Source organism: Branchiibius cervicis (genome assembly GCF_042661605.1).
Taxonomy (GTDB): domain Bacteria; phylum Actinomycetota; class Actinomycetes; order Actinomycetales; family Dermatophilaceae; genus Branchiibius; species Branchiibius cervicis.
The window spans coordinates 383745-410094 of sequence record NZ_JBHSWJ010000002.1 but is presented as its reverse complement, the minus strand read 5'-3'; the positions used below and the strand labels follow the sequence as shown (position 1 = coordinate 410094).

26 protein-coding genes and 5 pseudogenes are annotated in these 26350 nt (G+C 68.2%); 4 read left to right on the top strand and 27 right to left on the bottom strand.

From position 1 onward, the window contains the following. The first annotated feature begins 91 nt into the window (after positions 1-91). The gene (locus tag ACFQBT_RS02435) at positions 92-574 is read left to right on the top strand and encodes an FBP domain-containing protein (protein ID WP_377820228.1); all 483 of its coding nucleotides are present in this window, start codon (positions 92-94) and stop codon (positions 572-574) included. Here ACFQBT_RS02435 and ACFQBT_RS02430 read toward each other — a convergent pair. The 8 genes and pseudogenes from ACFQBT_RS02430 to ACFQBT_RS02395 all read right to left on the bottom strand — a co-directional run bounded on the left by ACFQBT_RS02430 (position 571) and on the right by ACFQBT_RS02395 (position 7229). After that, the gene (locus ACFQBT_RS02430; protein ID WP_377820227.1) at positions 571-804 is read right to left on the bottom strand and encodes a DUF4229 domain-containing protein; all 234 of its coding nucleotides are present in this window, start codon (positions 802-804) and stop codon (positions 571-573) included. The genes ACFQBT_RS02435 and ACFQBT_RS02430 overlap by 4 nt on opposite strands. A 4-nt stretch (positions 805-808) precedes the next feature. After that, entirely contained in the window at positions 809-1837 is a 1029-nt protein-coding gene (gene ccsB / locus ACFQBT_RS02425) for a c-type cytochrome biogenesis protein CcsB (protein WP_377820226.1), read from the bottom strand. A 13-nt stretch (positions 1838-1850) separates the two neighbouring features. Then, entirely contained in the window at positions 1851-3440 is a 1590-nt protein-coding gene (gene resB, locus ACFQBT_RS02420; RefSeq protein WP_377820225.1) for a cytochrome c biogenesis protein ResB, read from the bottom strand. Position 3441: 1 nt separating this feature from the next. Beyond that, on the bottom strand, positions 3442-4182 hold the full coding sequence (locus ACFQBT_RS02415) for a cytochrome c biogenesis CcdA family protein (RefSeq protein WP_377820224.1): 741 nt from the start codon (positions 4180-4182) through the stop codon (positions 3442-3444). Beyond that, on the bottom strand, positions 4182-4781 hold the full coding sequence (locus ACFQBT_RS02410; RefSeq protein ID WP_377820223.1) for a TlpA family protein disulfide reductase: 600 nt from the start codon (positions 4779-4781) through the stop codon (positions 4182-4184). The genes ACFQBT_RS02415 and ACFQBT_RS02410 overlap by 1 nt, the downstream gene beginning before the upstream one ends. Further along, a pseudogene (locus tag ACFQBT_RS02405) lies at positions 4778-5418 on the bottom strand (histidine phosphatase family protein). The gene ACFQBT_RS02410 and the pseudogene ACFQBT_RS02405 overlap by 4 nt, the downstream one beginning before the upstream one ends. Continuing rightward, a pseudogene (gene hemL / locus ACFQBT_RS02400) lies at positions 5415-6762 on the bottom strand (glutamate-1-semialdehyde 2,1-aminomutase). Before hemL ends, ACFQBT_RS02405 begins: the two co-directional pseudogenes overlap by 4 nt. Positions 6763-6770: 8 nt before the next feature. After that, a complete protein-coding gene (locus ACFQBT_RS02395; RefSeq protein WP_377820222.1) occupies positions 6771-7229 on the bottom strand; it encodes a MarR family winged helix-turn-helix transcriptional regulator in 459 nt (152 codons plus the stop codon). 91 nt (positions 7230-7320) lie between these two features. On the opposite strand from ACFQBT_RS02395, the gene ACFQBT_RS02390 reads away from it, so the two are divergent. Then, positions 7321-7851 (top strand): YceI family protein, encoded by a 531-nt coding sequence (locus ACFQBT_RS02390; RefSeq protein WP_377820221.1) that lies wholly within the window; start codon positions 7321-7323, stop codon positions 7849-7851. Positions 7852-7999: 148 nt separating this feature from the next. After that, complete coding sequence (locus tag ACFQBT_RS02385) at positions 8000-8515, top strand: hypothetical protein (protein WP_377820220.1); 516 nt, start codon at positions 8000-8002, stop codon at positions 8513-8515. A 64-nt stretch (positions 8516-8579) separates the two neighbouring features. On the opposite strand, the pseudogene hemB reads toward ACFQBT_RS02385, so the two are convergent. From hemB to proC, 14 genes and pseudogenes are all read right to left on the bottom strand, one after another. Further along, positions 8580-9541, bottom strand: a pseudogene (hemB, locus tag ACFQBT_RS02380) (porphobilinogen synthase). Positions 9542-9549: 8 nt separating this feature from the next. Beyond that, positions 9550-11081: pseudogene (locus ACFQBT_RS02375) on the bottom strand (bifunctional uroporphyrinogen-III C-methyltransferase/uroporphyrinogen-III synthase). A gap of 62 nt (positions 11082-11143) precedes the next feature. Then, positions 11144-12100, bottom strand: a complete 957-nt coding sequence (gene hemC / locus ACFQBT_RS02370) for a hydroxymethylbilane synthase (RefSeq protein WP_377825313.1) — start codon at positions 12098-12100, stop codon at positions 11144-11146. Further along, the gene (locus tag ACFQBT_RS02365) at positions 12033-13448 is read right to left on the bottom strand and encodes a glutamyl-tRNA reductase (protein ID WP_377820219.1); all 1416 of its coding nucleotides are present in this window, start codon (positions 13446-13448) and stop codon (positions 12033-12035) included. Before ACFQBT_RS02365 ends, hemC begins: the two co-directional genes overlap by 68 nt. Then, a complete protein-coding gene (locus tag ACFQBT_RS02360; RefSeq protein WP_377820218.1) occupies positions 13445-14092 on the bottom strand; it encodes a redox-sensing transcriptional repressor Rex in 648 nt (215 codons plus the stop codon). Before ACFQBT_RS02360 ends, ACFQBT_RS02365 begins: the two co-directional genes overlap by 4 nt. A gap of 148 nt (positions 14093-14240) precedes the next feature. Further along, positions 14241-14477: a glutaredoxin family protein gene (locus tag ACFQBT_RS02355; RefSeq protein WP_377820217.1), complete on the bottom strand. Its 237-nt coding sequence runs from the start codon at positions 14475-14477 to the stop codon at positions 14241-14243. Beyond that, complete coding sequence (locus ACFQBT_RS02350; protein ID WP_377820216.1) at positions 14474-15427, bottom strand: lysophospholipid acyltransferase family protein; 954 nt, start codon at positions 15425-15427, stop codon at positions 14474-14476. The genes ACFQBT_RS02355 and ACFQBT_RS02350 overlap by 4 nt, the downstream gene beginning before the upstream one ends. Continuing rightward, positions 15420-16412: an NAD-dependent epimerase/dehydratase family protein gene (locus ACFQBT_RS02345; protein ID WP_377820215.1), complete on the bottom strand. Its 993-nt coding sequence runs from the start codon at positions 16410-16412 to the stop codon at positions 15420-15422. Before ACFQBT_RS02345 ends, ACFQBT_RS02350 begins: the two co-directional genes overlap by 8 nt. A 38-nt stretch (positions 16413-16450) precedes the next feature. Continuing rightward, positions 16451-17614 carry an alpha-hydroxy-acid oxidizing protein gene (locus ACFQBT_RS02340; protein ID WP_377820214.1) on the bottom strand — a complete coding sequence of 388 codons (1164 nt, stop codon included), beginning with the start codon at positions 17612-17614 and terminating at the stop codon, positions 16451-16453. A gap of 68 nt (positions 17615-17682) precedes the next feature. Continuing rightward, entirely contained in the window at positions 17683-17781 is a 99-nt protein-coding gene (locus tag ACFQBT_RS02335; RefSeq protein WP_003792170.1) for a 30S ribosomal protein bS22, read from the bottom strand. Between the two features lie 87 nt (positions 17782-17868). Then, on the bottom strand, positions 17869-18060 hold the full coding sequence (locus ACFQBT_RS02330) for a helix-turn-helix domain-containing protein (protein WP_377820213.1): 192 nt from the start codon (positions 18058-18060) through the stop codon (positions 17869-17871). A 182-nt stretch (positions 18061-18242) separates the two neighbouring features. Further along, on the bottom strand, positions 18243-19436 hold the full coding sequence (locus ACFQBT_RS02325; protein WP_377820212.1) for an acetoin utilization protein AcuC: 1194 nt from the start codon (positions 19434-19436) through the stop codon (positions 18243-18245). Between the two features lie 5 nt (positions 19437-19441). Next, entirely contained in the window at positions 19442-19954 is a 513-nt protein-coding gene (locus ACFQBT_RS02320; RefSeq protein WP_377820211.1) for a GNAT family N-acetyltransferase, read from the bottom strand. A gap of 34 nt (positions 19955-19988) precedes the next feature. Then, a complete protein-coding gene (proC, locus tag ACFQBT_RS02315; RefSeq protein WP_377820210.1) occupies positions 19989-20792 on the bottom strand; it encodes a pyrroline-5-carboxylate reductase in 804 nt (267 codons plus the stop codon). Between the two features lie 116 nt (positions 20793-20908). On the opposite strand from proC, the gene ACFQBT_RS02310 reads away from it, so the two are divergent. Then, positions 20909-21265, top strand: a complete 357-nt coding sequence (locus tag ACFQBT_RS02310) for a MazG nucleotide pyrophosphohydrolase domain-containing protein (RefSeq protein ID WP_377820209.1) — start codon at positions 20909-20911, stop codon at positions 21263-21265. Here ACFQBT_RS02310 and ACFQBT_RS02305 read toward each other — a convergent pair. From ACFQBT_RS02305 to ACFQBT_RS02285, 5 genes and pseudogenes are all read right to left on the bottom strand, one after another. Further along, positions 21258-22103 (bottom strand): transglutaminase family protein, encoded by an 846-nt coding sequence (locus ACFQBT_RS02305; RefSeq protein ID WP_377820208.1) that lies wholly within the window; start codon positions 22101-22103, stop codon positions 21258-21260. The genes ACFQBT_RS02310 and ACFQBT_RS02305 overlap by 8 nt on opposite strands. After that, positions 22100-23026 (bottom strand): alpha-E domain-containing protein, encoded by a 927-nt coding sequence (locus ACFQBT_RS02300; protein ID WP_377820207.1) that lies wholly within the window; start codon positions 23024-23026, stop codon positions 22100-22102. Before ACFQBT_RS02300 ends, ACFQBT_RS02305 begins: the two co-directional genes overlap by 4 nt. Next, positions 23026-24542 (bottom strand): annotated as a pseudogene (locus tag ACFQBT_RS02295) (circularly permuted type 2 ATP-grasp protein). The gene ACFQBT_RS02300 and the pseudogene ACFQBT_RS02295 overlap by 1 nt, the downstream one beginning before the upstream one ends. Positions 24543-24647: 105 nt before the next feature. Further along, positions 24648-25424, bottom strand: coding sequence for a sugar phosphate isomerase/epimerase family protein (locus tag ACFQBT_RS02290; protein WP_377820206.1), 777 nt, complete (start codon positions 25422-25424; stop codon positions 24648-24650). After that, positions 25421-26341 carry a Ppx/GppA family phosphatase gene (locus tag ACFQBT_RS02285; RefSeq protein WP_377820205.1) on the bottom strand — a complete coding sequence of 307 codons (921 nt, stop codon included), beginning with the start codon at positions 26339-26341 and terminating at the stop codon, positions 25421-25423. Before ACFQBT_RS02285 ends, ACFQBT_RS02290 begins: the two co-directional genes overlap by 4 nt. Positions 26342-26350 lie beyond the last annotated feature (9 nt).

Genomic DNA, 26350 nt, shown 5'->3' with positions numbered 1-26350 from the left:
CTCGCCGGATTGATCTGAGGTGCTCCGCACCCCGGCCCAGCGGCCGGGGCAATCCGCCACGCCCTCACCCTCGACCTCGAAAGCCCTTGCCATGCAACCCATTCCTGAGCAGGACCTGCTCGCTTCCTTCGTCAACGTGTCCGTCCGAGAACGCAGAGCCATTCCCGTCCCGGAGGATGTCGATTGGGACGACCGCGACTTCATCGGATGGCGTGACCCCAAACTGCCGCTGGTCGGTTACGTGGTCGTTCCCACCGACGATGAACTGATCGGCATCCAGTTGCGTGAGACGGCCCAGAAGGCGCGGCGCCGACCGCAGTGCGCGTGGTGCGAAGACGTCACCTTGTCCCACGAGGTCGCCTTCTTCAGCGCCAAACGGGCCGGCGCCGCCGGTCGCAACCACAACACGATCGGCACGCTGATCTGTGCCGGCTTCGAGTGCAACTCCAACGTGCGCAAGCCACCGCCCCTGGCCTACAACGGCTTCGACCTCGACGCAGCCCGACGACAGCGGATCAAGCATCTCCGCGAGACGGTCACTGCCTTCGCGAGATCGGTGGCGGCAGGGGCCTAGTCCTCGTCCTCAGCGGTGCGGTGTGCATCGGCTTTCACCCGCTTGGCTTCGACCTTGTCCTCGATCTGCCGGGCGAATTTCTCTCGCGGCACCTGCAAGGCGATGAGCGAGACGATCGCCGAGGCGACGGCGGACAGGATCAGCAGGGGCCAGCCGCGCAGGCCGGTGAACCACAGAAGGATCAGGACGATTGCAAAGATCGCGAACCGCAGGAGTGAGTACCGGACCATGGGCTTACATTCCCGAGTACGAGTGCTGACCGACGAAGTACACGTTGACGACGCCGTAGTTGATGATGATGCAGGCGTACGCCGCGAGCGCGAGGTAGGCCGCCTTCTTACCCGACCAACCGGCGGTATAGCGCGCGTGCAGGTACGCGGCGTACATCACCCAGATGACCAGGGTCCACACTTCCTTCGGGTCCCAGGTCCAGTAGTGCCCCCACGCCTTCTGGGCCCAGATCGCCCCGGCGATCAGGGTGAAGGTCCACAACGGGAAGGCGATGATCACGATCCCGTAGGCCAGCCGGTCCAGCGTCGTGGAGTTCGGCAGGGCGTCAAGGACACCGCGCTTGGTGTCCTCACCGGAGCGACGGGATTCGCGGCGGCTCTGCACCAGGTAGAGCAGCTGAACCACGAAGGCCAGCGTGAACAGGCCGATGGACAGCGTCGCCACCGTCACGTGGATGGACAGCCAGTAGCTCTGCAGCGACGGCATCAGCTGGGACGCCGCGGTGTAGAAGACCAGTGCGGACACCATCTCCAACAGGATGGCGATCAGGGTGACGAACATCCCCAGCCAGCGGATGTCGCGCTTGATGCTCCAGATGCTGAACGCCACCAGCATGAAGAGGGTCGCCACGAGGGCGAACTCGTACATGTTGCCCAGCGGCGGGCGCTGTACCGACAGCGACCGGAACAGGATGCAACCGGCCAGCAGCAGCGTGCCCAGGTAGGTCAAGGACATGCCGATCCCGGCCCACTGCCGCTTCTCCGCCGGCGGTTCCTCCTCGACCGCTGTGCGGGTGAGGACTGCCGTGTCGGAGGCACCCTGCGCGCCCACTACCGTCGCCGTACGGCGCGCGGCGGCTCGCTCGGCCCGCGCCGGGTGACCCGCGAGGTCGACCCCGAAGGCCAGCATGGCCAGCGTGAGCACCAGCGCCGAGGACCACAGCAGGTTGGTGGAGATGCTCGAGTAGGACTCGTTGGTCTCGCCGTTGCCGATGGCCGCGGCAAGGGCCGGAACCAGCGCGGTCACCGTCATGCGTTCGCACCTTTCACAAGATCAGCGGGCTTCCCCGGACGGCGTCCAGCAGGGAGTCCAGTGCGACCTGCAGCCGCGGGTCATCGCCCTTGGCCAGGCCGCCGATGGTCACCAGGGTACGCGGCGCATCCGGGGAGTTACCGGGCGCCGGTTCGAAGGTGAAGAAGATCCGTCGCCGGCGCAACGTCATCGACATGATCAGCCCGACCAGTCCGAGCAGTGCGCCGGCCAGCACCCACTTGCCGGCCGGGTCGTGCCGCACCGACAGCCCGGCCCAGCGCGGTACGTCATCGAGGGTGATCGATCCCCGGCCACCGGGCAGCGTCACGGTCTGGCCGGGCTGGACCAGGATCCGCAGCGGCTCGCCGTCGGTGCCCTTGACCTGGGTCATCTGGCTGGTGTCGAGGGCGTAGACCGACTGCGGCAGACCGTTCGGGAAGAGATCGCCCTCGTAGAGCCCGAGCACGAGCGCAGGTTTGGCCAGGCCCGGCCAGGTCGAGACGGGGCCTGCGGTGTCGTCGAAGGCGTAGGTCGGCAGGAAGAACCCGAAGAATCCGAGCTGCTTGGGTGTGGCCGCCGGCACCTTGATCGCGCCGGTCGATTTGTACATGTTGTCCTGCGGCAGGAACGGGGTTTCCTGGTCGTAGATGACCTTGCCCTTGGCGTCCTTGACCGTGATGTGCGGCGCGTAGCCGTTACCGAGCAGGTAGACGTCGCTGCCCGCGATCGACAAGGGCTCGTTGACCGCGATCGTCTGTTGTTCGGAAGCGGCGCCGGGCAGGGTGGTCGTGACGTGAGCGGTGAAGTCACGCGGCTGGCCCCATTGGGCCGAGGTCGACGGGACCCCGGACTCGAAGCTGACGTCGAGTTGATCGACCTTCATCGTCCAGGGCGTCAGCTTGGTCAGATCCACCCACGGGCCCCCGCTCAACGTGTCGTAGCGGGTGGTGGTGTTGGAGAAGGACGTGCCGACCGGCACGATCACATCGCCGCGCCAGCCCAGCAGGTGCCCGAGCGCCACGCCGATGATGATCATGACCAGACACAGGTGGAACATCAGGTTGCCGGTCTCACGCAACCGGCCGCCCTCGGCGGCCAGGGCGGCGTCCTCGACGCGGATCCGGTAGCGCTTGCGCCGCAGCACGGCGTACGCCGTGGCCTTCACACTGGCCACGTCGCCGTCGACCTCGGCGGTGGCACTGGCCGGCAAGCGGGTGATCCGGGCGGGGGTCTTGGGTAGCGGCGAGCGCAGGATCTGCACGTGCTGACGCACGCGCGGAATGACACAGCCCAGCAACGAAATGATCAGCAGCAGGTAGATCGCGCTGAACCAGATCGAGGAGTACACCTCGAAGAACCCGAACCGGTCCAGCCACGGGCCGGCGGTGGGGTGGTCGGCGATCCACTGCGCGGTGCGGGCGGCGTTGATGCCGCGCTGGGGGAAGATCGAGCCCGGTACCGCCGCCACCGCGAGGATGAGCAGCAGGAAGAGCGCGGTGCGCATCGAGGTCAGTTGCCGCCAGAACCAGCGCAAGCCGCCGAAGAACCCCAGTCTGGGCTGCTTGATCGGGTCTTTCTTCGTGGTGCTCGTCGTCGTGGCCACCTCAGATCACCGGCTCGAATCCGCCGACCAACTGGGTCTGCAGCCACACGATCAGCTGCTCCCAGACGCCTGCGACCATCAGGATGCCGACCAGCAGCATCAGACTGCCCCCGACCACTTGGACGCCGCGATGGTGATCACGCAACCAGCGGGAGGCCTTCTCCGCCCTCGACCAGCCGGCCGCGATGAGCACGAAGGGGATGCCGATGCCCAAGCAGTAGAAGACCATCAGGAGTACGCCGCGAGCGGGACTGGCGCCGTAGGTGGAGTTGGCGATGCCGAGGATCGCGCCGTAGACCGGGCCGACGCAGGGGCTGGTGCCGATGGCGAACACGGCACCGAGCAGGGGTGCGCCGACCAGTCCGGCCTGCGGCCGCCAGCGGACCGGGATCCCCCGCTGGCCGATGAATCCGAGATAGACCAGCGCCAACAGGATGACCAGCACCCCACCGAGTCGCGTTGCGAGAGAGCGGTACTCGAAGACAAGAGTCATCGCCCAGCCGTAGGCGGCGGCCACGGCGACGAGCACGACGGTGAAACCCAGCACGAAGAGCAATGCGCCGCTGATCAACCGCGTGCGGCGGCGATCATCGGTCAGCCCCGTGACGTAGCCGAGAAAGCCTGGCACCAGGGGCAATACGCACGGCGAGGCGAACGACACCACGCCGGCCGCGAGCGCCAAGCCGATGGCCAGGAAGAGGCTGCCGCTGGCGACGACCGATCCCGGATCGGCCGCAAGCATCAGGATTTCTCCTTCAGCACGTCACTGACCAGGCCGGTGAGGGTCAGGTACGTCGTGGCGCCGTTCACGCGCGCGGCGATCCGGTGCCGGGTGTCCAGGACGAGCGTCGTGGGGTAGGCCGTCACCGCGTCCTGCAGGCTCAGCAGTGCGGCGCCCCCGTCGTCGGCCAGGGACGGATAGGTGACGCCCTTGCTGGTCAGGGTGGCCTGGGCGTTGGTCACCGAGTCGCGCTGGTTGATGCCGATCATCTGCACCGGGTCGCCCGCCTTCTGCCAGCCCGCCCACACCTTCTGCAACTCGGGCAGTTCCTTCTGGCACGGCGCGCACCAGGCACCCCACACGTTGACGACCAGCACTTTGCCGTCGGCCTGCGAACTGCTCCACTTCTGACCGTCGAGCAAGGTGCCGGAGAAGGACACCGGCTTGCCGCGGTCTCCGGGCGCCACGGTGGTCACCGTGCCGTCGCCGGAGACGTAGTTCTTGTCGTCGCCCCTGTTGGCCTGGGCCGAGATGGAGTTGGGGTCACTGCTGCACCCGGCCAGCGCCACCGGCAGCGCAGCGAGCAGCGCGGCGGCCATCGCCGCCCGGCGGGAGATCACGCGCCCGCTCCCTCGGAGTCGGCCAGCAGATCGGCGGACGGCTCGGCGTACCCGACGGAGATCAGGAAGTCGCCGCGGAAGGTGAACGAGGTCACCGACGCCAGACTGCACTGGCGCTTCCGCGGGTCGTGCCACAGCCGGCGGCCCTCGAACGACTCACGGGCGATCCAGACGGGCAACTGGTGGCTGACGACGACGGCTTCGTGCCCCAGTGCCCTCTCGCGGGCATCGTGGACGGCTGCCTGCATCCGGGCGGCGATCTCGCTGTAGGGCTCCCCCAGGACGGTCTGGTGGGGTTGATCAGCTTGGGCCAGAAACGCGGGCGCAGCAGTTGTGCCGGCTTCTTGCCGACGGTCAGCCCTTCGAAGTCGTTGCCGGCTTCGATGACCCGCTCGTCAATGGTCACCGGCAGGTGCAGGGACTCGGCCAGGGGTTCGATGGTCTCCTGGCCACGCTCCAGCGGCGAGGACACCAGATGAGTCACGTCCCGCTGCGCCAACCAGGCACCGGTCTGGACGGCCATCGCCCGGCCCAGGTCGCTGAGGTGGAATCCGGGCATCCGGCCGTACAGCACGCCGCCGGGGTTGTAGACCTCGCCGTGCCGCACCAGATGCACCACGGTGTACTGCTCGGTCACGCGGGCAGTGTCTCATCCGCATCTGTGACACCCGAATCGGTCACGGCATGCGAGACGTGGTCGCCGTGTGCGGCAGCCCGTGCGGCATCGGGCAGCGCGGCCAGGATCCGCTCGACGACGGCTTCGTCGTGTGCGGCGCTGACGAACCACACCTCGAAGGCGCTGGGCGGCAGGTGCACCCTTGCTCCAGCAACGAGTGGAAGAACCGACCGAAAGCCTCGGTGTCCTGCGCGCGGGCGTCGTCGTAGTTGCGCACCGGGTCCTCCCGGAAGAACACGCTGAACATCGAACCGGCCCACTGGATGGTGTGCGGTACACCGGCCAGGGACAAGGCGCTGGAGACACCGTCGGCGATCTCCCGGCTGGCGATCTCCAGGCGGGCGTAGACCTCGTCGGTGCAGCCCTGCAGCGTCGCCAGTCCCGCGGCGGTGGCGACCGGGTTCCCTGAGAGGGTGCCCGCCTGGTAGACGGGCCCGTCGGGGGCGAGGCGCTCCATGATCTCGGCGGGGCCGCCGAACGCTGCGGCCGGGAAGCCGCCGCCCATCACCTTGCCGAAGGTGAACAGGTCGGGTACGACGCCCTCCAGTCCGAACCACCCGGCCTTCGAGCAGCGGAAGCCGGTCATGACCTCGTCACTGATCAGCAGGGCGCCGTACTGCCGGGTGATGTCACGCAACGCCTGGGTGAACCCGGGCAGCGGCGGGACCACACCCATGTTGCCGGGACTGGCCTCGGTGATCACGGCTGCGATGCGCTCACCGTGCTGCTCGAAGGCGGCGCGGACGGCCTCGACGTCGTTGTACGGCAGCACGATGGTCTCGTGGGCGGCGCTGTCGGGGACCCCCGCGGAGTCGGGTAGCGCGAAGGTCGCGACGCCGCTGCCGGCTGCGGCCAGCAGGGCATCGACGTGCCCGTGGTAGCAACCGGCGAACTTCACGACAGCCGACCGGCCGGTGTAGCCGCGTGCCAACCGCAACGCCGACATGGTGGCTTCGGTGCCCGAGGAGACCAGGCGGACCTGCTCCAGGGGCTCGACGCGGGCGACGATCTCCTCGGCCAGCGCCACCTCGTTCTCACTGGGCGTCCCGAAAGAGAAACCCTTGGCGGCCGCGTCGCGGACGGCGGCTTCGACCCGGGGGTCGGCGTGACCCAGGATCATCGGCCCCCACGAGCAGATGAGGTCGACGTACTCGTTGCCGCCGACGTCGCGCAGGTAGGCCCCCTTGGCCGAGTCGATGAATCGCGGACTCCCCCGACGCCGCGGAAAGCGCGCACCGGAGAGTTGACCCCGCCGGGGATCACCCGGCGGGCACGCTGCATCAGTTCATCGGAGCCAGAGGTCATCACGCCCCTCAGTCTCGCAAACCGTCCCGGATCGCCTGCATCGCCTCACCCAGGGCCTCGAACTGCTGCGGCGTCAGCTGCGACACCAGGTGGCGGCGCACGCTTTCGACGTGCACCTGCGCCGCCCGGCTGACCGCCGAGCGTCCCTCATCGGTCAGCACCAGGAGCACGCCCCGGCCATCGCTTTCGCAGGTGGTGCGCTCGACCAGCCCACGGCGCTCGAGCCGGGCGGCGGTGTGGGTGACCCGGCTGCGCGACTGGACGATCAGGTCGGCCAGGGCGCTCATCCGCATCGACTGACCGGGCGCTTCGGAGAGCATGGAGAGCAACTCGTACTCGGCGAGGGAGAATCCGACGTCCTCCAGGTCATCGCCGAGGGCGACCTCCAGGCTGCGGCTACCGCGCAGATACGCCCGCCAGGCGGCCTGCTCGGCGTCGGTCAACCACTGCACCTGCGTCTCGATCATGAACACATTCTAGCACTAGTTGATATTTCAACCAGTTGTCCCATAGACTGACGGGGTACCCGCACCAAACCCCAACGAAAAGGCGGCACTCATGACCACCCTGAAGGACCTGACCCCCGGCGTCTGGAACGTCGACCCCAGCCACAGCAGCATCAGCTTCGTCGCCCGCCACCTGATGGTGAGCAAGGTCCGCGGCGAGTTCAAGGAATTCACCTCCGACGTGACCGTGGGCGATCAGCTCGAGGACTCCAAGGTGTCCGCCACCGTCCAGCTCGGCTCCATCGAGACCGGCTCCGCGGACCGCGACAACCACCTCAAGTCCGCCGACTTCTTCGACGTCGAGAACAACCCCACGATGACCTTCACCTCCACCAAGGTCACCGCCGACACCCTCGAGGGCGACCTCACGATCAAGGGCGTCACCAAGCCGGTCACCTTCGACCTGTCCTTCGACGGCGTCTCCCCCGACCCGTGGGGCGGCACCCGCGCAGGCTTCGAGGCGACCACCGAGGTCAACCGCAAGGACTTCGGCCTGACCTGGAACGTTGCCGTCGAGGGCGGCGGCGTGCTGGTCAGCGACAAGGTCAAGATCACCCTGGACATCCAGCTAGTCAAGGCCTGATCCGCCTCTTTCAGCGCAACGGCCCCTCCCTCTTGGGAGGGGCCGTTCTGGTTTCGTATCCGACGATCCGTCGTTTCCCCCGGTGCCGGCCCGACCCGGGGCAAGCCCGGCCATTGCGAAACTCGCGTTACGATGTAATTGTGTAATCATGATTACCGAGGAGCAGGAAGAGCGGGTCCGCGGCTGGTTCTCCGGCCGCCTTCCGCAGGATTGGCAGAACTCGCCCGCGGAGGTTCGCGTCGACCGCGACGAGATCGTGGTGCTGCTGAACCTGTCCGATGTGGAGCCGGGCGCCAGCGAGGCCGAGACCGCCGAAGCCCGAGCGGGTCGCGCGAGTGCGTTCCGCGAAGACACCCGGGGGCAGCGGATGACGATCGCCCGCGAGGCCCAGCACCGCTACGAGCGCACCGTGAGCTGGGGTGTCCGGATCGGTGAACACGAGCAGCTCTTCACCCATGTCGCCGCCCCGACCATGACCCGGCTGCGGCAACCGGAGCGGCAGGTCCTCGACACGCTGGTCGACGCCGGGGTGGCCCGTAGCCGCTCCGATGCCCTGGGCTGGTGTGTGCGACTGGTCGCCCAGCACGAGGACGACTGGCTGCGCGAGTTGCGCGAGGCGATGGCCGCGGTCGCCGACGTCCGCACCAAAGGCCCGGCGGCCTGATCTGCAGGACTCAGCCGGCGGCGGGCACGCAGGCCCTCATCGCGAACTGGCCGACAACGGCCGTCTACAACGAGCGGGCGACCTCGGTCGCGTAGTAGGTCAGGATGATCTGCGCACCGGCCCGCTTGATCGAGATCAGTGACTCGCGCACCATCCGGTCGCGATCGATCCAGCCGCGCTCGCCGGCCGCTTCGATCATCGCCAACTCACCGCTGACCTGGTAGGCGGCCACCGGCACGTCGGACTCCGCCGCGACCTCGGAGAGCACGTCCAGGTAGGGCAGCGCCGGCTTGACCATGACGATGTCGGCGCCTTCGGCCAGATCCAGGCGCACCTCACGCAGCGCCTCGATCCCGTTGGCGGGGTCCTGCTGGTACGTCGACCGGTCGCCTTCCAGCGTCGATTCCACCGCTTCCTGAACGGCCCGTACGCCGCCGAGGCGTACTTCGCGGCGTACGCAAGGATCAGCGTGTCGGTGTGCCCGGCGGCGTCCAACGCACCCCGGCAGTAGGCCACCTGGCCGTCCATCATTCCGGACAGACCCACCACGTGTGCACCCGAATCGGCCTGGACCACGGCCATTTCGGCGTACCGCTCGAGTGTCGCGTCGTTGTCGACCCGGCCATCGGGGGTCAGCACACCGCAATGACCGTGAGAGGTGAACTCGTCCAGGCACAGATCGGCCATGATGACCGTTTCGTCGCCGAGAGCATCGCGCAGCGCGCGCAGGCCGACGTTGAGAATGCCGTCCGGATCAGTGGCCCCGGAACCGGTCGCGTCGCGCTTCGTCGGGACGCCGAACAGCATCACTGCCCCGACCCCAGCCGCTACCGCTTCCTTGGCCGCGACCACCAACGAGTCCAGGCTGTGCTGCACGACGCCGGGCATCGAACCGAGCTCGACCGGTCCGGCGGCACCTTCCTTGACGAACAACGGCAGCACCAGGTCCGCAGGGTGCAGCCGCGTCTGGGCCACCAACCGGCGGACGGCCGCGTTCTGCCGCAGCCGCCGCGGGCGGTGGATCATCTCGAAGCTCACGCCTTGACCTTCCGGCGGCCGGTGGCGCGCTTCTGGCTCGGGCGACGCACTGCCTCACCGGCTTCTTGCGCGGCCAGGGCCAGGCCGCGACCGTAGTCGGCCAGTGCATCGACCAGGGCGGTCGCTGAAGCCTCCGAGGCCAGGACGTCGACGCGCAGGCCGTGCTCTTCTGCGGTCTTGGCCGTCGCCGGACCGATACACGCGACCACCGTGGAAGCGTGCGGCTTGCCGGCGATGCCCACCAGGTTGCGCACGGTCGAGGAAGAGGTGAAGCACACCGCGTCGAACTTGCCGCTCTTGATCGCCTCGCGGACCTCCGGCGCCGGCGGCGCAGCGCGCACCGTGCGGTAGGCGGTGACGTCGTCGACCTCCCAGCCGATCTCCTGCAAACCGGCGACCAGGGTGTCGGTGGCGATGTCGGCGCGCGGCAGGAAGACCCGGTTGATCGGGTCGAGCAGCTCGTCGTAGTCGGGCCACTCCTCCAGCAGGCCGCGGGCGGACTGCTCACCGGAGGGCACCAGGTCGGGTTGCAGGCCCCACTCGCGCAGCGCATCCGCCGTCACACCGCCGACCGCAGCGATCTTCAGACCGGCGAACGCCCTTGCGTCCAGGCCGAACTCGGTGAACTTCTCCTTGACCGCCCGCACCGCATTGGCCGAGGTGAAGCCGATCCATTCGTAACGACCGGTGACGACACCCTTGATGGCGCGCTCCATCTGCTGCGGGGTCCGCGGGGGCTCGACGCTGATCGTCGGCACGATGTCGCTGGCCGCGCCGTACTCCATCAACCGGTCGGTCATGGAGCCGGCCTGATCCTTGGTGCGCGGCACGAGAACCTTCCAGCCGAACAGCGGCTTGGACTCCCACCAGGACAACTGCTCCCGGGAGGCGACCGCGCGACCGACGACGGCGATCGCAGGTACGTCGAGCGGCTCGCTCGCCAGCGCAGCCGTCACCTCACCCAGGGTGAGGGTCCGCGTCTTCTGCTCGATCGTCGTACCGCGCTGGGTCAACGCAACCGGCGTCTGGGGGTCACGCCCGGCGGCGAGCAACGCGGCCAGGCCGGTCGCGAGACGCTGCGGTGAACCCAGGACGACGACCGTGATGTCGTCTGCGACAGACGCGCTCCAGTCAACCTTGGTATCGGCCGCTGAGATCACGTGCAAACCGCGGGACGTGTTGTCGGTCAGGGGATTCCGGCGTAGGCCGGGACCGCGCTCACCGAGCTGACCCCGGGGACGATCTCGAACGGGATGCCGGCTTTGGCGCACGCACGCGCTTCCTCGGCCAAGCCGTTGAAGGTGGCCGGGTCGCCGTCCATCAACCGCACCACGAGGCGCTGTGCCGCCTTGGCGGCCTTGACGACCAGCTTTGCGCGGGACGCGTGGGTCAGTTGCTGACCGGCCTCGCCGTGCCCGGCGTCGATGATCTCGACCTCGGTGTCGACGAACTGTTCCAGGAATCCTTCGCGAGCGACCTGGTCGATGACGACGACGTCGGCCGAGCGCAGCAGGTGCGCTGCACGCATGGTGATCAGGCCCGGATCGCCGGGTCCGGATCCGACGAAGGCCACGGTGGCGGGGGTGCTCTTCACGATCGTTGCTCCACTGAATCAGATGGGACGAGTTGGGGGTTCGGGGCGCCGCCGGATTTCGGGTCCGACGGCCCGGCTGGTGGACGACTGCCCGGCGCAGACATGGCATCGGCCGCGCCGTCCTCGAGCAAAGTGGCGGCGAGTTCCTGACCCACGGCGACCGGATCGCCGATCGGACCGGTCGCGGAACGGCGTAGCTCGAAGGTGCCGTCCTCACTGCCCACGAAGGCACGCAGCGACAGCAGAAGCGACCCGTCGACTTCTTCGACGACCTCGGCCAATGCTCCGACCGGTGCGGCGCAGCCGGCTTCGAGGGTCGCCAGCAGGGCGCGTTCGGCGCTCACGGCAGCGCGGGTGTCGGGATCGTCGAGGACCGCGACAGCGGCCAGAACGCCCTCGTCGTCCGAGCGGACCTCGATTGCGAGCGCTCCCTGGCCGGGGGCCGGCAGCATCTGCAGCGGGTCGATCGACTCGGTGATCTCGTCGGTGCGGCCCAGCCGTTGCAGACCGGCCCGGGCGAGCACGACGGCGTCGAGCTCGCCGCTGGTGACCTTGCCGATGCGGGTGTCGACGTTGCCCCGGATACCGACGGTTTCGACCCCGAGGCCGAGGGCGGCGAGCTGCGCGACGCGGCGCGGTGAGCCGGTGCCGATCCGGGCACCGACCGGCAACTGCCCGAGCGTCAGGCCATCGCGCGCGATCAGGGCGTCGCGGGCGTCGGCCCGGGCGGGGATCGCGGCAATCGTCAAGCCGTCGGCGGCTGCGACCGGAAGATCCTTCAGCGAGTGCACGGCCAGGTCGATCTGCCCGTCCAGCAACGCTTTTCGCAGAGCGCCGGCGAAGACCCCGGTGCCACCGAGCTCGGTCAGCGCAGCCGTCGTGACGTCACCCTCGGTGACGACCTCGACCAACGTCACCTCGTGACCGAGGTCGCGCAGCGCATCGGCGACCAGCCCGGACTGGGTGGTGGCCAGGGTGGAGCGGCGGGTGCCCAGACGAAGGTTCATCAGGATCCCTCCACCACTCCGGGGGCGGCAACGCGCTCACCCGGGTCTCGTGCGGATCCAGGTCGAACAGGGCGCGCAGCAGGGCCGTGTAGTCCTGACCGGACTCGTCGGCCGCCAACTCCTTCATCCGCACCGTCGGGGTGTGCAGGATCTTCTCCACCACACGGTGCAAGGTCTGCCGGACGGCCGCATCGTCGTGGTCACCCAGATCGGTGCGTTGACGCAGCCGGGTCATCTCGGCGTCGATGACCGCTTCGGCGCGTTCACGCAGGGCCGCGACCGTAGGGCCAACCGCGGCTGCCCTGCGGGCCGTGAGGAATTCAGCCGTCTCGGCGGTCACCAGATCCCGGACGACGCGCAACTGCTCCTTCTCCGCGTGGGAGCTGAGCGCGAGGCCGGACAATTCGTCCAGCGACAGCAGGGTGGTGATCTCGGCGGCTCTCGGGTCGATGTCGCGCGGTAGGGCCAGGTCGATCCAGACGCGCGGTTGGCGATCGGCCTGCACCCGACGTACGTCGGCCTCGGAGATCACGTGCCCGACCGCGCCGGTGCAGGACACGATCACGTCCGCTGCGGACATGGCCAGGGGCAGGTCATCCCAGCCGTAGGCGGTGCCGCCGGTGGCCATCGCCAGGCGCTCGCCCCGCTCGAGGGTGCGGTTGACGATGCTGACCTCGAGGCCGGCACGGGCCAGGGTGTGGGCGGCCAGGCCGCTCATGGCTCCCGCACCGACGACGACGCCGCGCAACCCGGCCAGGTCGCCGAGCCGCAGCTGCGTCTCCTCGAGGGCTCGCTCGATGAGTGACCTACTGACAGAGTCGATTTCGGTCTCGGAGTGAACCCGCTTGCCGACCCGCAGCGCACGCTGGACCAGCGCCGCCAGGGCCGGGCCGGTCTGGGCGCTCTGCATGCCGCTGCGCAGCGCGTCGCGCAGCTGGCCCAGGATCTGGCTCTCACCGACCGCGACCGAATCCAGGCCGGCGGCGACACTGAGGGTGTGCGCGACGGCACGATCCTCGAAGTGGACGTAGAGGTGATCGCGCAGTTGGCCCACCGGCACCCCGGACTGCTCGGCGAGCGCGTCGCCGATCAACGTCACGGCGCCGTGGAAGGTGTCGACGTCGGCGTAGACCTCGATGCGGTTGCACGTGGACAGCACCATCGCCTCGCGCAGGTGCTCGGCACCGCCGAGGCGGTCCAGCAAACCGCTGACCCCGCCCGCATCGAGGCTGACCTGCTCGAGCAGGTCGAGGCTGGCGGTGCGGTGGGACAGGCCCAGGACCAGATAGCTCACGCTTCCACCCCCGCGCGCTGGCCGTGGAAGGCCAGGATCTGCAACTCGGTGGCGAGGTCGACCTTGCGCACCTCGACGCCGTCGGGCACATGCACCGGGACCGGCGCGAAGTTGAGGATCGAGCGGATACCGAGCGCGACGACCTGATCGGTCACGGCCTGGGCAGAGGCGGGCGGGGTGGCCAGGACGGCGATCACCCCGTCGTCGGCGAACTGCTCGAACTGCGGGAAGCCGATGACCGTCTTGCCGGCGATGGTCCGCCCGATGATGGCCGGATCGGAGTCGACCAGCCAGCGCACCGAGAAGCCCCGCGTGGCGAAGCCGCTGTAGGCCGCGAGCGCGTGCCCCAGATTGCCCATCCCGATGATCGCGACGGACCATTCGCGGTGCAGGCCGAGTTCGCGGGAGATCTCCTCGGTGAGGTGCTCCACGTCGTACCCGACGCCGCGCACGCCGTACGAACCGAGGAAGGACAGGTCCTTACGCAGGCCGCTGGAGCGTACGCCGGCCGCCCGGGCCAGTTCCTCGGAGCTGATCACATCGGTGCCCGCCGCAGCGGCTGCGCGCAAGGCCCGCAGATACACCGGTAACCGGGCAACCGTCGCACCAGGGATTTCCCTGCGGGTAGCGGGCGCGGACTGCACGGAGCGACGTCTCCTCCCGTGACGGGTGGCGCATATACCAAATGCGGATCCTGAGGTCTACAGGACCCCCTGACAATAGAACTTTGTGAACACATGCACAAAGTCGCTTCACGATCCGAACAGTGCTATAAAACGCGCTGCACGCCGCTCAGGCGAGTGCGCGCCGCAGACGGGCCTCATCGACGCGGTAGTAGTCGTGCTGCGCACCGTCGACGAACGTCACGGGGATCCACTCGCCGTACTCCGCCAGCAGCGCCGGATCGTCCAGGATCGAACGCTCGCTCCAGGGCACACCCAGATCGTCGGCGACGCGCGCGATCACCGCGCGTGCGTCGTCGCACAGGTGACAGCCGGGCTTGCCCAGCAACAGGATCTCGTGGCTCACCAGAAGATGTTGTCCCGCTCGGCCAGCAACCCGTACAGCGACTGCTGGATCGTCTCGCGGACCTGGTCGGAGATCTCGAAGACGACCGCCGGATCGTCGGCATCACTTGCCTCGTATCCGTCCAGCACGATGGGCGCCCCGAACTCGATGACCCACTTGGTGGGCAACGGGATGGCTCCCAGGAGGCCGAACCAGGGGAAGAAGGGAGTCACCGGAAAGTAGGGGAAACCGAGCAGCCGGGCCAACGGTTTGATGTCGCCGATCTTGGGGTAGATCTCCTCGGCGCCGATGATGGCGCAGGGCACGATCGGCGTCCCGGACCGCAGGGCCGCCGTGACGTAACCGCCCCGGCCGAACCGCTGCAGCTGGTAGCGCTGCCCGAACGGTTTGCCGACCCCTTTGAAGCCCTCGGGGTAGACCGCGACCAGGTGGCCGTCGGCGAGCAGGTGCTCGGCGTCGTACGGGTTGGCCATGGTGGCCCCGGACTGACGGGCCACGACACCCAGCAACGGGGAGGCGAACACCAGGTCCGCGGCCAGCAACCGCAGGTGCCGGCCGGTGGTTTCGTGGATCCCGACCTGGGTCATCAGGCCGTCGATCGGAATGGTGCCCGAGTGGTTGGCCACGATCAACGCGCCGGCGTCGGTGGGCAGGTGGTGCGCACCGCGCACCTCCACCCGGAACCAGTGCTGGAAGATCGGCCGCAGGGTGGGCAGCCAGACGTTTTCGGTGAAGTCCTCATCGAAGCCGAAGTCGTCGACGTCGTACTGACCGCGTAGCCGCCGGCCGAAGTACCCGCGCAGATCACTCAGGCGGCCCTCCAGATCACCCAGTAGATCTCCGATGGAGGGCAGCTTGGGCGAGGGGTGCACCTGGGTTTCGGGTACGACGTGCAGTGCGGGCCGCTGGCCCGCGCGGCCTGCGCGTGGGCTCGGCTGGTGCTCACTCATGGCTTACCGTCCAGTTGGCAGTCGCGCCGGCCAGTGCCGGCACCGGAGCGTACCGCTGCTCGAAGGTGGCACGGGTGGTGTAGCGCGGCTCGAAGCCGAGCACCTCACGCATCTTGGTGGTGTCCAGCGCTCGCCCGTAGGACAGGAAGTCGGTTTCGTTGGCGTCGAAGCCGGGCATCCAGGTCCGCTGGATCAACGGGCCGAGCAGACCCAGCGTCTCGCGCAGCGCCGGGATCACTGGCCGGTGGGCGATCCGGGCGGCCTGCCGCAGCGTCAGGATCCCATCGCCGGCCACGTTGAAGGTGCCGGTGGGCGCATCCAACCTGGCTGCCAACCGCATGGCCTCCAGTGCGTCGTCCAGATGCAGCAGCTGGAACCGGCCGTCGTAGCCGAACGGCACGGGCAGCACCGGGGTGTCGAAGTAGTCGGTCAGCGCGGTGTGCAGACCGGGCCCCATGACGTTGGCCATTCGCAGGATGACGACACTGACTCCGGGCCGGCGGCGCGCGAATCCGCGCACGTAGCCCTCCACCTCGACCGAGTCGCGGGCGAATCCCCGGGTGCTCGCCGGACTGGCCGTCGATTGCTCGGTGAACCGGGCGGGGTCGCGCTTGGAGGCGCCGTAGACCGCACCTGAGGACTTCACCACCAGTCGCCGCACGGATGCGGCGTTCTGGCACGCGGCCAGCAGCTGCATGGTGCCGACGACGTTGATGTCCTTCTGCCGGCTGCGGTTGCCGGCCAGCCGCGAGGTGGTGATGACCCCGAGGTGCAGGACCGTGTCGACTTCCTCCTGGTCGATGATGCGTGAGATCACCGGGTTACGGATGTCGGCGCGGACGAACTGCGCCCGGCCGAGGTCGTGCGGCGGCGCCACGGTGTCGACGGCCAGGATGCGGTCGATGTCCGGGTCGAGGCTCAGCCTGCGGCACATCGCGCCACCGACCACGCGAGCGACGCCGGTCACCAGAAGCGTTCGCGCCATCGCTACCTCCTGCAGTCAACCGCGTGGGAGCAGTCAGTCTAGCCAGGGATACGGATCGCGCCATGGGTTCGCAGCGTTGCCAGATCGGCGTACCCGTTGAGGCCCATGGTGAGGTCGGCTTCGGCCAGCAGACAACGCAGCGTGTGCACGATGGCGTCGGTGCCACCGAGGCTCGCGGACAGCGCATAGGGGCGACCGATACCTACGGCAGTCGCGCCCAGCGCGAGAGCCTTGACCACGTCCACCCCGGAGCGGATCCCGGAGTCGAAGATGACCGGCAGATCACCGGCAGCCTCGACGACACCGGGCAGGAAATCCAGCGCCGGAGCCGAACCGGCTTGTCTGCCACCGTGATTGGAGCAGTAGATGCCATCGACGCCGTAGTCCAGGGCACGGCGTACGTCCTCGGGCGCGCACACGCCCTTGAGAACCAACGGCAGATCGGTCAACCCGCGCAGCCAGGTCAGGTCATCCCAGGTGAGGGCCGGGTTGCCGAAGAGCCCGGCCCAGGTGGCCGCGATCGCCGCCGTATCGGCACCGGCCGGCAGCAGCGCCCGGAAGACCGGGTCGCTGGCGTAGTTGGCCAGGCAGGCGCCGCCCAGCTGGGGGAAGGTGCCATAGGCCAGATCCCGCGGCCGGTAGCCCAGCACCCAGGTGTCCAGGGTGACGACGATGGCGCGGTAGCCCGCCGCCTCCGCGCGGCGTACGAAACTCTCGGCCAGGTCGCGGTTGTTGGGGGTGTAGAGCTGGAAGAACGCGGGGGTGTCCCCGCTGTGCCCGACGACTTCCTCCATGGGATCCTGCATCAGGGTCGAGCCGATGAAGGGAACACCGGTTTCGGCGGCTGCTCGGGCGGCGGCCTGATCGCCGTGCCCGTCCTGCGTGCACACGCCGATGACACCGACCGGCGCCATCATCAGCGGGGTGGGCAGATCGATACCCCACAGGTTGATCGACAGGTCCCGCTGGGCTGCGCCCGACAGCATCCGGGGCGTCAGGCCGTAGCGGCCGAATGCGGCGACGTTCGCGTTCTGGGTCCACTCATCGCCCGCTCCCCCGGCGACGTAGTCCCACAGTGCCGGACTCAGCGCCTGCTGGGCACGCTCGGCGATGCCTGCGTAACTGAACGGCAGGTCCGGCGGCGCCTCACCGGTGAAGGAGGAGAGGTAGACACCGAACTGGAAATCGCCGTAGTTGCCCATACCGCGAGCCTAAAGACAACAGGGCCCACCCGATGACCGGGGAGCCCTGATGAATGCGAAGTCCGCAGTTACTTCTTGTTACGACGCTGGTGACGGGTCTTGCGCAGCAATTTGCGGTGCTTCTTCTTGGCCATGCGCTTGCGGCGCTTCTTGATGACAGAACCCATAGTGCCTACAACGTCCTTCGTGTGACTGCGGAAATACTGCGAGGAAAACTTCGGCCGAGTCTACGGCATGGGCGCGAATGAGCAGAATCAGGCAGTGCCCATGTAGGACTGGCGCAGGTACTCATCGACGGCGTTGGCCGGGACCCGGAAGGAGCGGCCCACCCGTACCGCAGGCAACTCACCGGAGTGCACCAATCGGTAGACCGTCATCTTGGAAACACGCATGATGGCAGCGACTTCGGCGACCGTCATGAAGTCGTCATGCCGCTCCTGCGTCATGCTCACTCCTCTTTCCAGCGCGACGTGCCGTCGCGAACCCTGAACACGAGAACATGCACACGGCTGGCGGTTGTGACTGCTGTGACGGACGTGCTCTCTGGGGAGCACGATAGTGGAGAGACACCCCAACTGGGAACACAATCCCGGGCGAAGATCCAGCCGACACGCCGGTCGGCCCTCCACTAGTCGAACCAAATGTCCAGGCCGAGGTGGGGGAAGACCGCTTCCCGGGTCGCCATGACCGCGTGATCGAGCGGGTCCTCGGGATTCACCCCGACGTTCCAGGACCTCCACCACACGCGATCCCCCTCGGCGACACCGTCACCCATCACCGTCGGGCCCTGCCGATCGGTCACCTGGTGCACGTAGTCACGCCACCCCTGCGGCACCGCAGTATTGAGCGGGACGGGTTGATGGGTGGCGATCGCGGTCAGGTGCGTCCAGGACCGGGGAACCACGTCGACCAGTTCGTAACCGCCCCCGCCCAGGGCTACCCAGCGCCCGCCGGTCACCTCGTGCGCGAGGTCGTGGATCGTCTCGTACGACGTGCGCTGGGCGTCCACGGTCAGTGCGAAGTGAGCCAGCGGGTCGGCGTAGTGCGAATCGCAACCCTGCTGGCTGACCAGGACGTCGGGCTCGAACGCGGCCACGACCTGCGGGATCACCGCGTGCATGGCGCGCAACCACGCCGCATCGCCGGTGCCGGGCGGAAGGGAGATGTTGACAGCGGTGCCGAGTGCGTCCGGACCGCCGATGTCGAGCGGGAATCCCGTGCCCGGGAAGAGCACCCGGCCGGTCTCGTGGATGGAAACGGTGAGCACCCGCGGGTCGTTCCAGAAGATCCGCTCGACTCCGTCCCCGTGGTGCACGTCCAGATCGACGTAGGCGACCTTCTCGGCACCGTGCTCCAGCAGCCAGTGGATACCGAGGGCCGCATCGTTGTAGATGCAGAACCCCGAGGCCCGGTCGGCCATCGCGTGGTGCAGCCCGCCGCAGAAGTTCACCGCGTGCTCTGTGGCGCCGGTCCAGACCCGCTCGCAGGCGTTGACGGTGCCCGCCGCGATCAGGGTGGATATCTCGTGCATCCCGCGGAAGGCGGGGTCGTCCTCGGTGCCCAGGCCTCGACGTACGTCGGCCGCGGCCGGGTCGGCACTGGCCTCCCGGACCGCCTGGACGTACGCCGGGTCATGCACCCACGTCAGGAATTCATCACTGCCGCCGGGCAGTTCGGGCTCCACGACGCGAGCCCGGTCGAGCACCCCCAGCGCATGGCAAAGCCGCCGGGTCAGGTCCAGCCGGACCGGATTCATCGGGTGCTGCGCGCCGAAGTCGTACCCGAGCAACCGGTCGCTCCAGGTGACATCGACCGAGGTCATGGCGGCTACTCGTTGACCGGGTCGTGCAAGGAATAGATCATCCGCATCTCTTCGTCGTCATCGCCGCCGCCGACGCGCATCGGCCGACGGGCGTCGGTCGGGCGGAAGCCGAAGCTGCTGGCGAACGCCACACCGCGGCCGTTGTCCGTGCCGACCCAGTAGGCAAGGAACCCGAAACCGTCCTCGCTGGCCTGACGGGCACCGGCCTTGACCAGTTGCCAGGCGACGCCGCTGCCGCGCTGCTCCGGCACGACCCACAGACCGAAGAGTTCCGTGGTGCGGTCATCGGTGTCCGGACGGCTGCCGACCGACACCACACCCACGGTCTTCCCGTCCTTCTCGGCGACCAGCCGACGCGACCTATTCATGCGATCGCGCCACTCGGACTCATCGAGCTTCTCCTCGTCTTCGTACGACGCGGCGAACGCGTCGGGTGAGTCCTGCAGCGCATCCAGGCGGGCCTGCCGGTACGTCTGCCAGTCCTCTTCGAGCAGGAGGCGTACGACGATGTCACTCATGGGACCACTGTCCCATGTCGCGGTGATCGTGTGGTCACTGACCGGACAGCTCTTGTGAGCGCCGCGCCGCCGCGCGCATCGCCTCGGCGACGTCGGCACGCACGGCCCCCGCATCGAGTGCGGCAATCGCGGCTGCGGTTGTCCCGCCCGGTGAGGTGACGCGCTCGCGCAGCAGGGTGGGATGAGCCTCCTCCTGACTCAGCAAGCCCGCGGCCCCACGGAGCGTCTGGGCAACCAGTTGCGTTGCCGTTGCTCGCGGTACGCCGAGCCCCACCCCCGCGTCGACCATCGCCTCCGCGAGGTAGAACAGATACGCCGGCCCGCTGCCACTCACCGCCGTGACGGCGTCCTGCAGGGATTCCGGCACGGTGACCACGGTGCCGGCGCCCCGCAGCAGGCGTTCGGCGATGTCCAGATCGGCATCGTCGGCGTGGGTCCCGGCGCTGATGGCGGTGACCCCCTCGCCGATCAGGGCCGGGGTGTTCGGCATAGCGCGGACGACGGCGACCCCGTCAGGCAATCGGCCTTCCAGGTAGGTCGTCGTCACGCCCGCAGCCACACTGACGACCACCGCACCGGCGCTCAGCCCGGGTGCGATCTGCTCCAGCGCCTGCGCCATGTACTGGGGTTTCACCGCGAGCAGGACCACGTCGGCATCGGTGACCGCGTCGGCGCTCGAAGCGGCCGTGGCGTCGTACTGCTGCGCAACCTGCTGGGCTCGCCCCGACGCGGCGTCAGCGACCACCACGTCGTCGAAGCCTGCCCGCCCGGCGCCGGCCAGCAGCGCCTCACCCATCACGCCGACACCGATGACGGCCAGTCGCCCCAGGTCACTCATGGCCGCCACTGTAGTTCTCGCCACCTCTGAACCGACCCCATCCCGGCTGCGGTCACGCGTTGTCGAGTTGCGGCAAACGGTCGCCATGCACCACCACCTGTTCCTAGTCTGTGGCCGTGGCGAGCTTCGCGGAAATGCACGAGAGAGCTCTCCAGGTCCGGCGGATGTACGCCGAGTGGGAGACAACTCGCTACGGGCGGGAGTGGACCGCGGAGGAACTAGCGCTCGGATTCGTGGGTGATGTCGGAGACCTGGTCAAACTGGTCCAGGGCAAAGCCGGCGTCCGCCCTCGGGAGGACCTCGACGAGGCGCTGGCACACGAGCTTGCTGACTGCCTGTGGTGTGTGATGGTCCTAGCTGAAAAGTACGACATCGACCTGGAACGCGCGTTCGCTGACGTGATGGCCGGCCTCGAGCAGCACCTGCGCACGGAGCGCAGCGGCGAACCGCGCCCGCACCCGCCGGTCAGCTGATCCGGCTGATCTCTACCGTCAGGAACATCTTGCTACCGGGTGCACCGGTGAAGATGCCGCGCAATGGCGCGACATCGTCGTAGTCACGCCCGTGCGCGACCTCGATGAAGAAGTCGTCGGGTACCTGGGCCCGGGCCGGGTCGTAGGCAATCCACGCGCGGTCGTACCACTCGATCCACGCATGTGACGATCCCGTGATGGTCTCCCCGATCTCGGTGTTCTGATCAGGCAGTACGTAACCGGTCACGTACCGGGCGGGGATACCCTGCGATCGCAGCGCGGCCAGCACCAGGTGCGCGATGTCCTGGCACCCGCCCTGCGCCGCCTGCCACGCCTCGGCCGCCGTCGGCAATGCACTGGTGCGGCCCGGGATGTAGTCGACCCGGTCGGTGACCATGGTGATGACCTGCTCGACGAATTGCGCCGGCGTGTCACTGCCGGCGCGTATCTCGCCCACCGCCGCCAGGAACTGCTCACCGGGGTCCGTGCGCTCGCTGTCCTGCAGGAGTTCGTCGAACTCATCACGGATCGCGACGTCGGCGTAGTCATTCCAGGTCATTCCCGCGCCCTCGACCGGTTTGCGGTCCACGGTGACCGTGCTGATCGAGACCACCTTGAGCTCCTCGTGCGGTTCGTGGACCTCGAAGGAGGTGACCGCCGTACCCCAGTAGTCGATCCAGCTCGCCGACCACGGGGTCGGGGTGACCTCCAATCGGGTGTGCAGGATGGTCTGCGCGGAGTTCGCGCGGGGCGCCAGGCGTGCCTCGTTGTACGACGCGACCGCCGGTCCGTTGTAGGTGTAACCGGTGCGGTGCACCAGTCGCAGCGTCCTGCTCACAGCGCTCCTCCCAACCATTCGGGTGCCGCGGCACCCTCGAAGTAGCGCTTGGCCACGGCATCGGTGGCGTCGGCGCAGACCAATTTCAGGGTGTCGATCTCACCGGGTAGGTCCGACAGCAGATCGGTCAGGGACAGGAACTCCAGACGCGCCCGTGCCTGCCCGATGATGCGTGCGGCGTCACTTCCGAAGCCGATGCGTCGCTGTCGTGGATCCAGGATCTCCAGACACGCCGCTGCTTGGTTCAGGCCGTAGGTGATGGATCGCGGGAAGGCCCGGTCCAGCAACAGGAATTCCGCTGCGGCCCTGGGCGATTCGATCGCACGGTAGGTGCGTGTGAACGCGTGGTGCGCACCGCAGGCCCGCAGCGTCAACTGCCAGGAGGCGGCCGAACCGGCGGAATACGTGGTCGTGAGGATCAACCGCGAGGTCATGTCCACCCGCTCGATGTAACGGCCGAGGACCGTGAACTGCCAACCGTCGTCGTGACTTTGCGTGTGGTCCATCAGCGCCGAGATCATGTTGGCCCGCTCGCGAGCGGTGCGGAACGCATCTGCTGGGCGCATCCGGGCCCAGCCGCCGCCGGCCATCGCGTTGTAAGTGGTGTTGATGGCTTCCCAGACCTCGGTCGAGACGACCTCGCGCGAGCGGCGGGCGTTCTCCCGCGTCGTCTCCACCGCGTAGGAAATGGACGCCGGGCTGCTGTGATCGGTCAGCAACTGCTCGAGGATGACGTTCTGGTCGACCGGTCCCTCGTATTCGATGCCCATCGCCGCCAACACCGACCGGCAGGTGGCTTCCTGGTCGATCGTGGGGTCTTCGACCAGTGTCTGCAGGTAGACGTCCAGGATGCGCGCGGTGCACTCGATGCGCTCGATGTAGCGACCGATCCAGAAAAGGGACTCCGCGATGCGGCTCAGCATCAGTCCAGCCCTCCCATCGTCTGGGTCATCGAGCCCATCGTCTGGGTCATGCCCGTCCTCTTCTCCCGAGCCCGCAGCGCCGGGTGCAGCACGGATCCGCTTCTGGCCGTGTCGGGTTCGGGGACGTCGCCGCCGACCTCTCCGGCCAGCACCCAGGTGTCCTTGGACCCGCCGCCCTGGCTGGAGTTGACGATCAACTCACCTTCGGGCAGAGCGACCCGGGTCAGGCCACCGGGAAGGACCCAGATCTTCTCGCCGTCGTTGATCGCGAACGGCCGCAGATCGACGTGCCGCGGGGCCATGTCGTTGTCGATCAGGGTCGGAACCGTCGACAGCTGCACCACCGGCTGCGCGATCCACCCGCGAGGGTCGGCCAGCAACCGGGCCCGCAACTGCTCCAACTGGGCGGCAGTTGCGTTGGGGCCGATGACGATTCCCTTGCCGCCGGCACCGTCGACCGGCTTGACGACCAGCTCGTGCAACCGGGGCAGCACCTCGGCCCGATGAGCCGGGTCCTCCATCCGCCAGGTGTCGACGTTCTTCAGGATCGGTTCCTGGCCGAGGTAGTAGCGGATCAGGTCGGGCACGTAGGTGTAGACCAACTTGTCATCGGCCACCCCGTTGCCGACCGCGTTGGCGACCGTGACGTTGCCGGCTCTGGCCGCATTCAGCAGACCGGGTACGCCGAGTACCGAGTCCCGCTTGAAATGAACCGGATCGATGAATTCATCGTCCACCCGGCGGTAGATGACATCGACGGGGTGCAGGCCGTGCGTCGTACGTACGTGGACCCGGCCGTTCTGGGCGACCAGGTCGCCGCCCTCCACCAGGCGCACGCCCATCAATCGCGCCAGCAGAGCGTGCTCGAAGTACGCTGAGTTGTAGGCGCCCGGGGTGAGCACGACGACCGTCGGGTCGCTAACCCCGCTGGGTGCGCAATTCCGCAGCGCGGCAAGCAGTTTCGCGGGGTACTGCGACACGGGGCGGATGCGGTGGTGGGCGAACACCTCCGGCAGCGCGGCGGACATGGCACGCCGGTTGGTCATGACATAAGAAACGCCGGAGGGAATCCGGACGTTGTCCTCAAGGACCCGGAAGTCGCCGTTGGCGTCCCGGATCAGGTCGATTCCCGCTACGTGGACGCGGACCTTGCCGGGGGCTGGATGCCCTTGGCGACCCGCAGGAAGTGCGGACTACTGGTCACCACGCGCCGGGGAATGACGCCGTCGAGGAAGACCTGACCCTCGCCGTAGATGTCGGCGAGGAAGGCTTCCAGGGCGCGGACCCGCTGGGCGACGCCGGCCTCGACGCTGGACCACGTCGCGCCGTCGATGAGGCGCGGGACGATGTCGAGCGGGAACGGGCGTTCCTCACCGCCGATATCGAAGGTGACGCCCTGGTCGATATAGGACTTGGAGAGGTGGTCGGCGCGCTGGCGCAGTTCCTGAGGGGTCAGGCGGGCAATCTGCCGCTGGACGCCGCGGTACTCCTCGCGCACCTGCGAGCCGTCGAACATCTCATCGAACGTGGCGGGACGACACTGATAGTCCTCGAACGATTGCTTCACAACACGAACTTAGCCAATCCGTGTTTCTGGCGGGTTGCCTGGCGATAACACCGCTTATCGCGGTGCCGCAAAATTCAACCTCGCGAAGGCGAGGGTCTCCGCCAACAACGCTTCCCGCTCGGAGTCGGATGCTTTACGGGTGGCGATCTCGGCGACGACCGTGCCGCTGAACCCGTCGCTGGCGAGGGTTTCCAGCACCTCGGCGCACGGCTGCCCGCCGCGTCCCGGCACGAGATGTTCGTCCTTGAACGAGCCGGAGCCGTCGGCCAGGTGCAAGTGGCGCAATCTCTCCCCGAGCGCCGCGACCATGGCCAGCGCGTCCGAGCCGGCGGTCGCCGTGTGCGATAGATCGAGGGTGACGTTGGCGTAGGGCAGCGGCGTCGGATCCCAGTCCGGCAGGTAGGCCTGCAACTCCCGGTTGCGCGCCCGCCACGGGAACATGTTCTCCACCGCGACCGCGACCCCGGTCGCCTCCTCGCGATCGGCTACCCCCTCCACGAACGACTCCGCGTAGCCCCGCTGCCAGCGGAACGGCGGGTGCACGACGACGGTGTCCGCCCCCAGGTCGGCCGCGAGCTGGATGGAGTTGTCGACCTTGTCCCACGGTTCGGTGCCCCAAACCCGCTGCGTGAGTAGCAGAGTCGGCGCGTGGATCGAGGTGACCGGCGTGCCGTAGTGCTCTGCGAGCGCCGCGAGCGCACCGGATTCCTGGGTGACCGGTTCGGTGGTCACCATGACCTCGACCCCGTCGTAACCGAGCCGGGCCGCCAGATCGAACGCGGCCGCCGCGCCGAGCGGGTAGACCGAAGCGGTCGACAGGGCGATGGTCACAGGCTGTCCAGCCGCCGCAGGATGATCCCTTCCCGCAACGCCCACGGGCACAGTGTGAGTCGGTCGACACCGAGCAGATCCATCGCCGCCTCGACCGCGATCGCCCCGGCGAGCAGTTGCGGCGCGCGACTGCTGGAGACACCGGGCAGCCCGGTACGTTCCGCGATCGTCATCGACCCCAGCCGGCCCACCAACTCACGCAGGTCGTCCAGCGCCAGGGTGCGCTCGACGTACGCGCCCTCGGCTCTGGGCGCCGCACCGCAGATCCGGGCGAGGGACCGGATGGTCTTGCTGGTGCCCACCGCCTGGTCGGGAGCGCCCACCTTGGACACGTCCCGCACGACCTTGGCGATCTGGGAACGCACCCGTCGGCGTACGTCGCGGATCACTTGGGCGTCGGGCGGGTCACCGGGCAGATCGAGGGTCAGGCGACCCGCGCCGAGCGGCAGGCTGATGGCGACGTCCGGATCCTCGTCGATGCCCGCGGCGAGTTCGAGCGAACCGCCGCCGATGTCGATCATCAGTACGCGCCCGGCCGACCAGCCGAACCACCGCCGGACGGCCAAGAAGGTAAGGCGCGACTCCGAGGATCCGGACAGCACCTTCAGCCGGACACCGGTCTGCTCTTCGACGTGTCGCAGGACCTCGTCGCCGTTGGGCGCTTCGCGGATCGCGCTGGTGGCGAAGGCCAGCATCTCCTCGACCCCGTTGTCCTCCGCGATCTGCAGGCACTCGCCGACGAACCGGGTCAACCGTTCGACGCCTTCGGGCCCGATCCGGCCGTCGGGCAGGACGTGCTCGGACAGCCGCAGTTCTTGCTTGTGCGAGGACGCAGGAGTGGGATGCGCGCCCTCGTGAGCATCCACCACGAGCAGATGGACGGTGTTGGAGCCGACGTCGATGACCCCGAGGCGCATGACGCAACG

What these genes read in the sequence shown, in the direction of transcription:
- ACFQBT_RS02345 (WP_377820215.1), bottom strand. Translation starts at nt 16,412, where the DNA reads ATGGCGCGAACGCTTCTGGTGACCGGCGTCGCTCGCGTGGTCGGTGGC.
- ACFQBT_RS02385 (WP_377820220.1), top strand. Translation starts at nt 8,000, where the DNA reads ATGATTACCGAGGAGCAGGAAGAGCGGGTCCGCGGCTGGTTCTCCGGC.
- ACFQBT_RS02285 (WP_377820205.1), bottom strand. Translation starts at nt 26,341, where the DNA reads ATGCGCCTCGGGGTCATCGACGTCGGCTCCAACACCGTCCATCTGCTC.
- ACFQBT_RS02325 (WP_377820212.1), bottom strand. Translation starts at nt 19,436, where the DNA reads ATGACCTCGGTCGATGTCACCTGGAGCGACCGGTTGCTCGGGTACGAC.
- ACFQBT_RS02390 (WP_377820221.1), top strand. Translation starts at nt 7,321, where the DNA reads ATGACCACCCTGAAGGACCTGACCCCCGGCGTCTGGAACGTCGACCCC.
- ACFQBT_RS02435 (WP_377820228.1), top strand. Translation starts at nt 92, where the DNA reads ATGCAACCCATTCCTGAGCAGGACCTGCTCGCTTCCTTCGTCAACGTG.
- ACFQBT_RS02430 (WP_377820227.1), bottom strand. Translation starts at nt 804, where the DNA reads ATGGTCCGGTACTCACTCCTGCGGTTCGCGATCTTTGCAATCGTCCTG.
- proC (WP_377820210.1), bottom strand. Translation starts at nt 20,792, where the DNA reads ATGAGTGACCTGGGGCGACTGGCCGTCATCGGTGTCGGCGTGATGGGT.
- ACFQBT_RS02330 (WP_377820213.1), bottom strand. Translation starts at nt 18,060, where the DNA reads ATGACGCAGGAGCGGCATGACGACTTCATGACGGTCGCCGAAGTCGCT.
- ACFQBT_RS02335 (WP_003792170.1), bottom strand. Translation starts at nt 17,781, where the DNA reads ATGGGTTCTGTCATCAAGAAGCGCCGCAAGCGCATGGCCAAGAAGAAG.
- ACFQBT_RS02415 (WP_377820224.1), bottom strand. Translation starts at nt 4,182, where the DNA reads ATGCTTGCGGCCGATCCGGGATCGGTCGTCGCCAGCGGCAGCCTCTTC.
- ACFQBT_RS02320 (WP_377820211.1), bottom strand. Translation starts at nt 19,954, where the DNA reads ATGAGTGACATCGTCGTACGCCTCCTGCTCGAAGAGGACTGGCAGACG.
- ACFQBT_RS02300 (WP_377820207.1), bottom strand. Translation starts at nt 23,026, where the DNA reads ATGCTGAGCCGCATCGCGGAGTCCCTTTTCTGGATCGGTCGCTACATC.
- ccsB (WP_377820226.1), bottom strand. Translation starts at nt 1,837, where the DNA reads ATGACGGTGACCGCGCTGGTTCCGGCCCTTGCCGCGGCCATCGGCAAC.
- ACFQBT_RS02350 (WP_377820216.1), bottom strand. Translation starts at nt 15,427, where the DNA reads ATGAGTGAGCACCAGCCGAGCCCACGCGCAGGCCGCGCGGGCCAGCGG.
- ACFQBT_RS02340 (WP_377820214.1), bottom strand. Translation starts at nt 17,614, where the DNA reads ATGGGCAACTACGGCGATTTCCAGTTCGGTGTCTACCTCTCCTCCTTC.
- ACFQBT_RS02395 (WP_377820222.1), bottom strand. Translation starts at nt 7,229, where the DNA reads ATGATCGAGACGCAGGTGCAGTGGTTGACCGACGCCGAGCAGGCCGCC.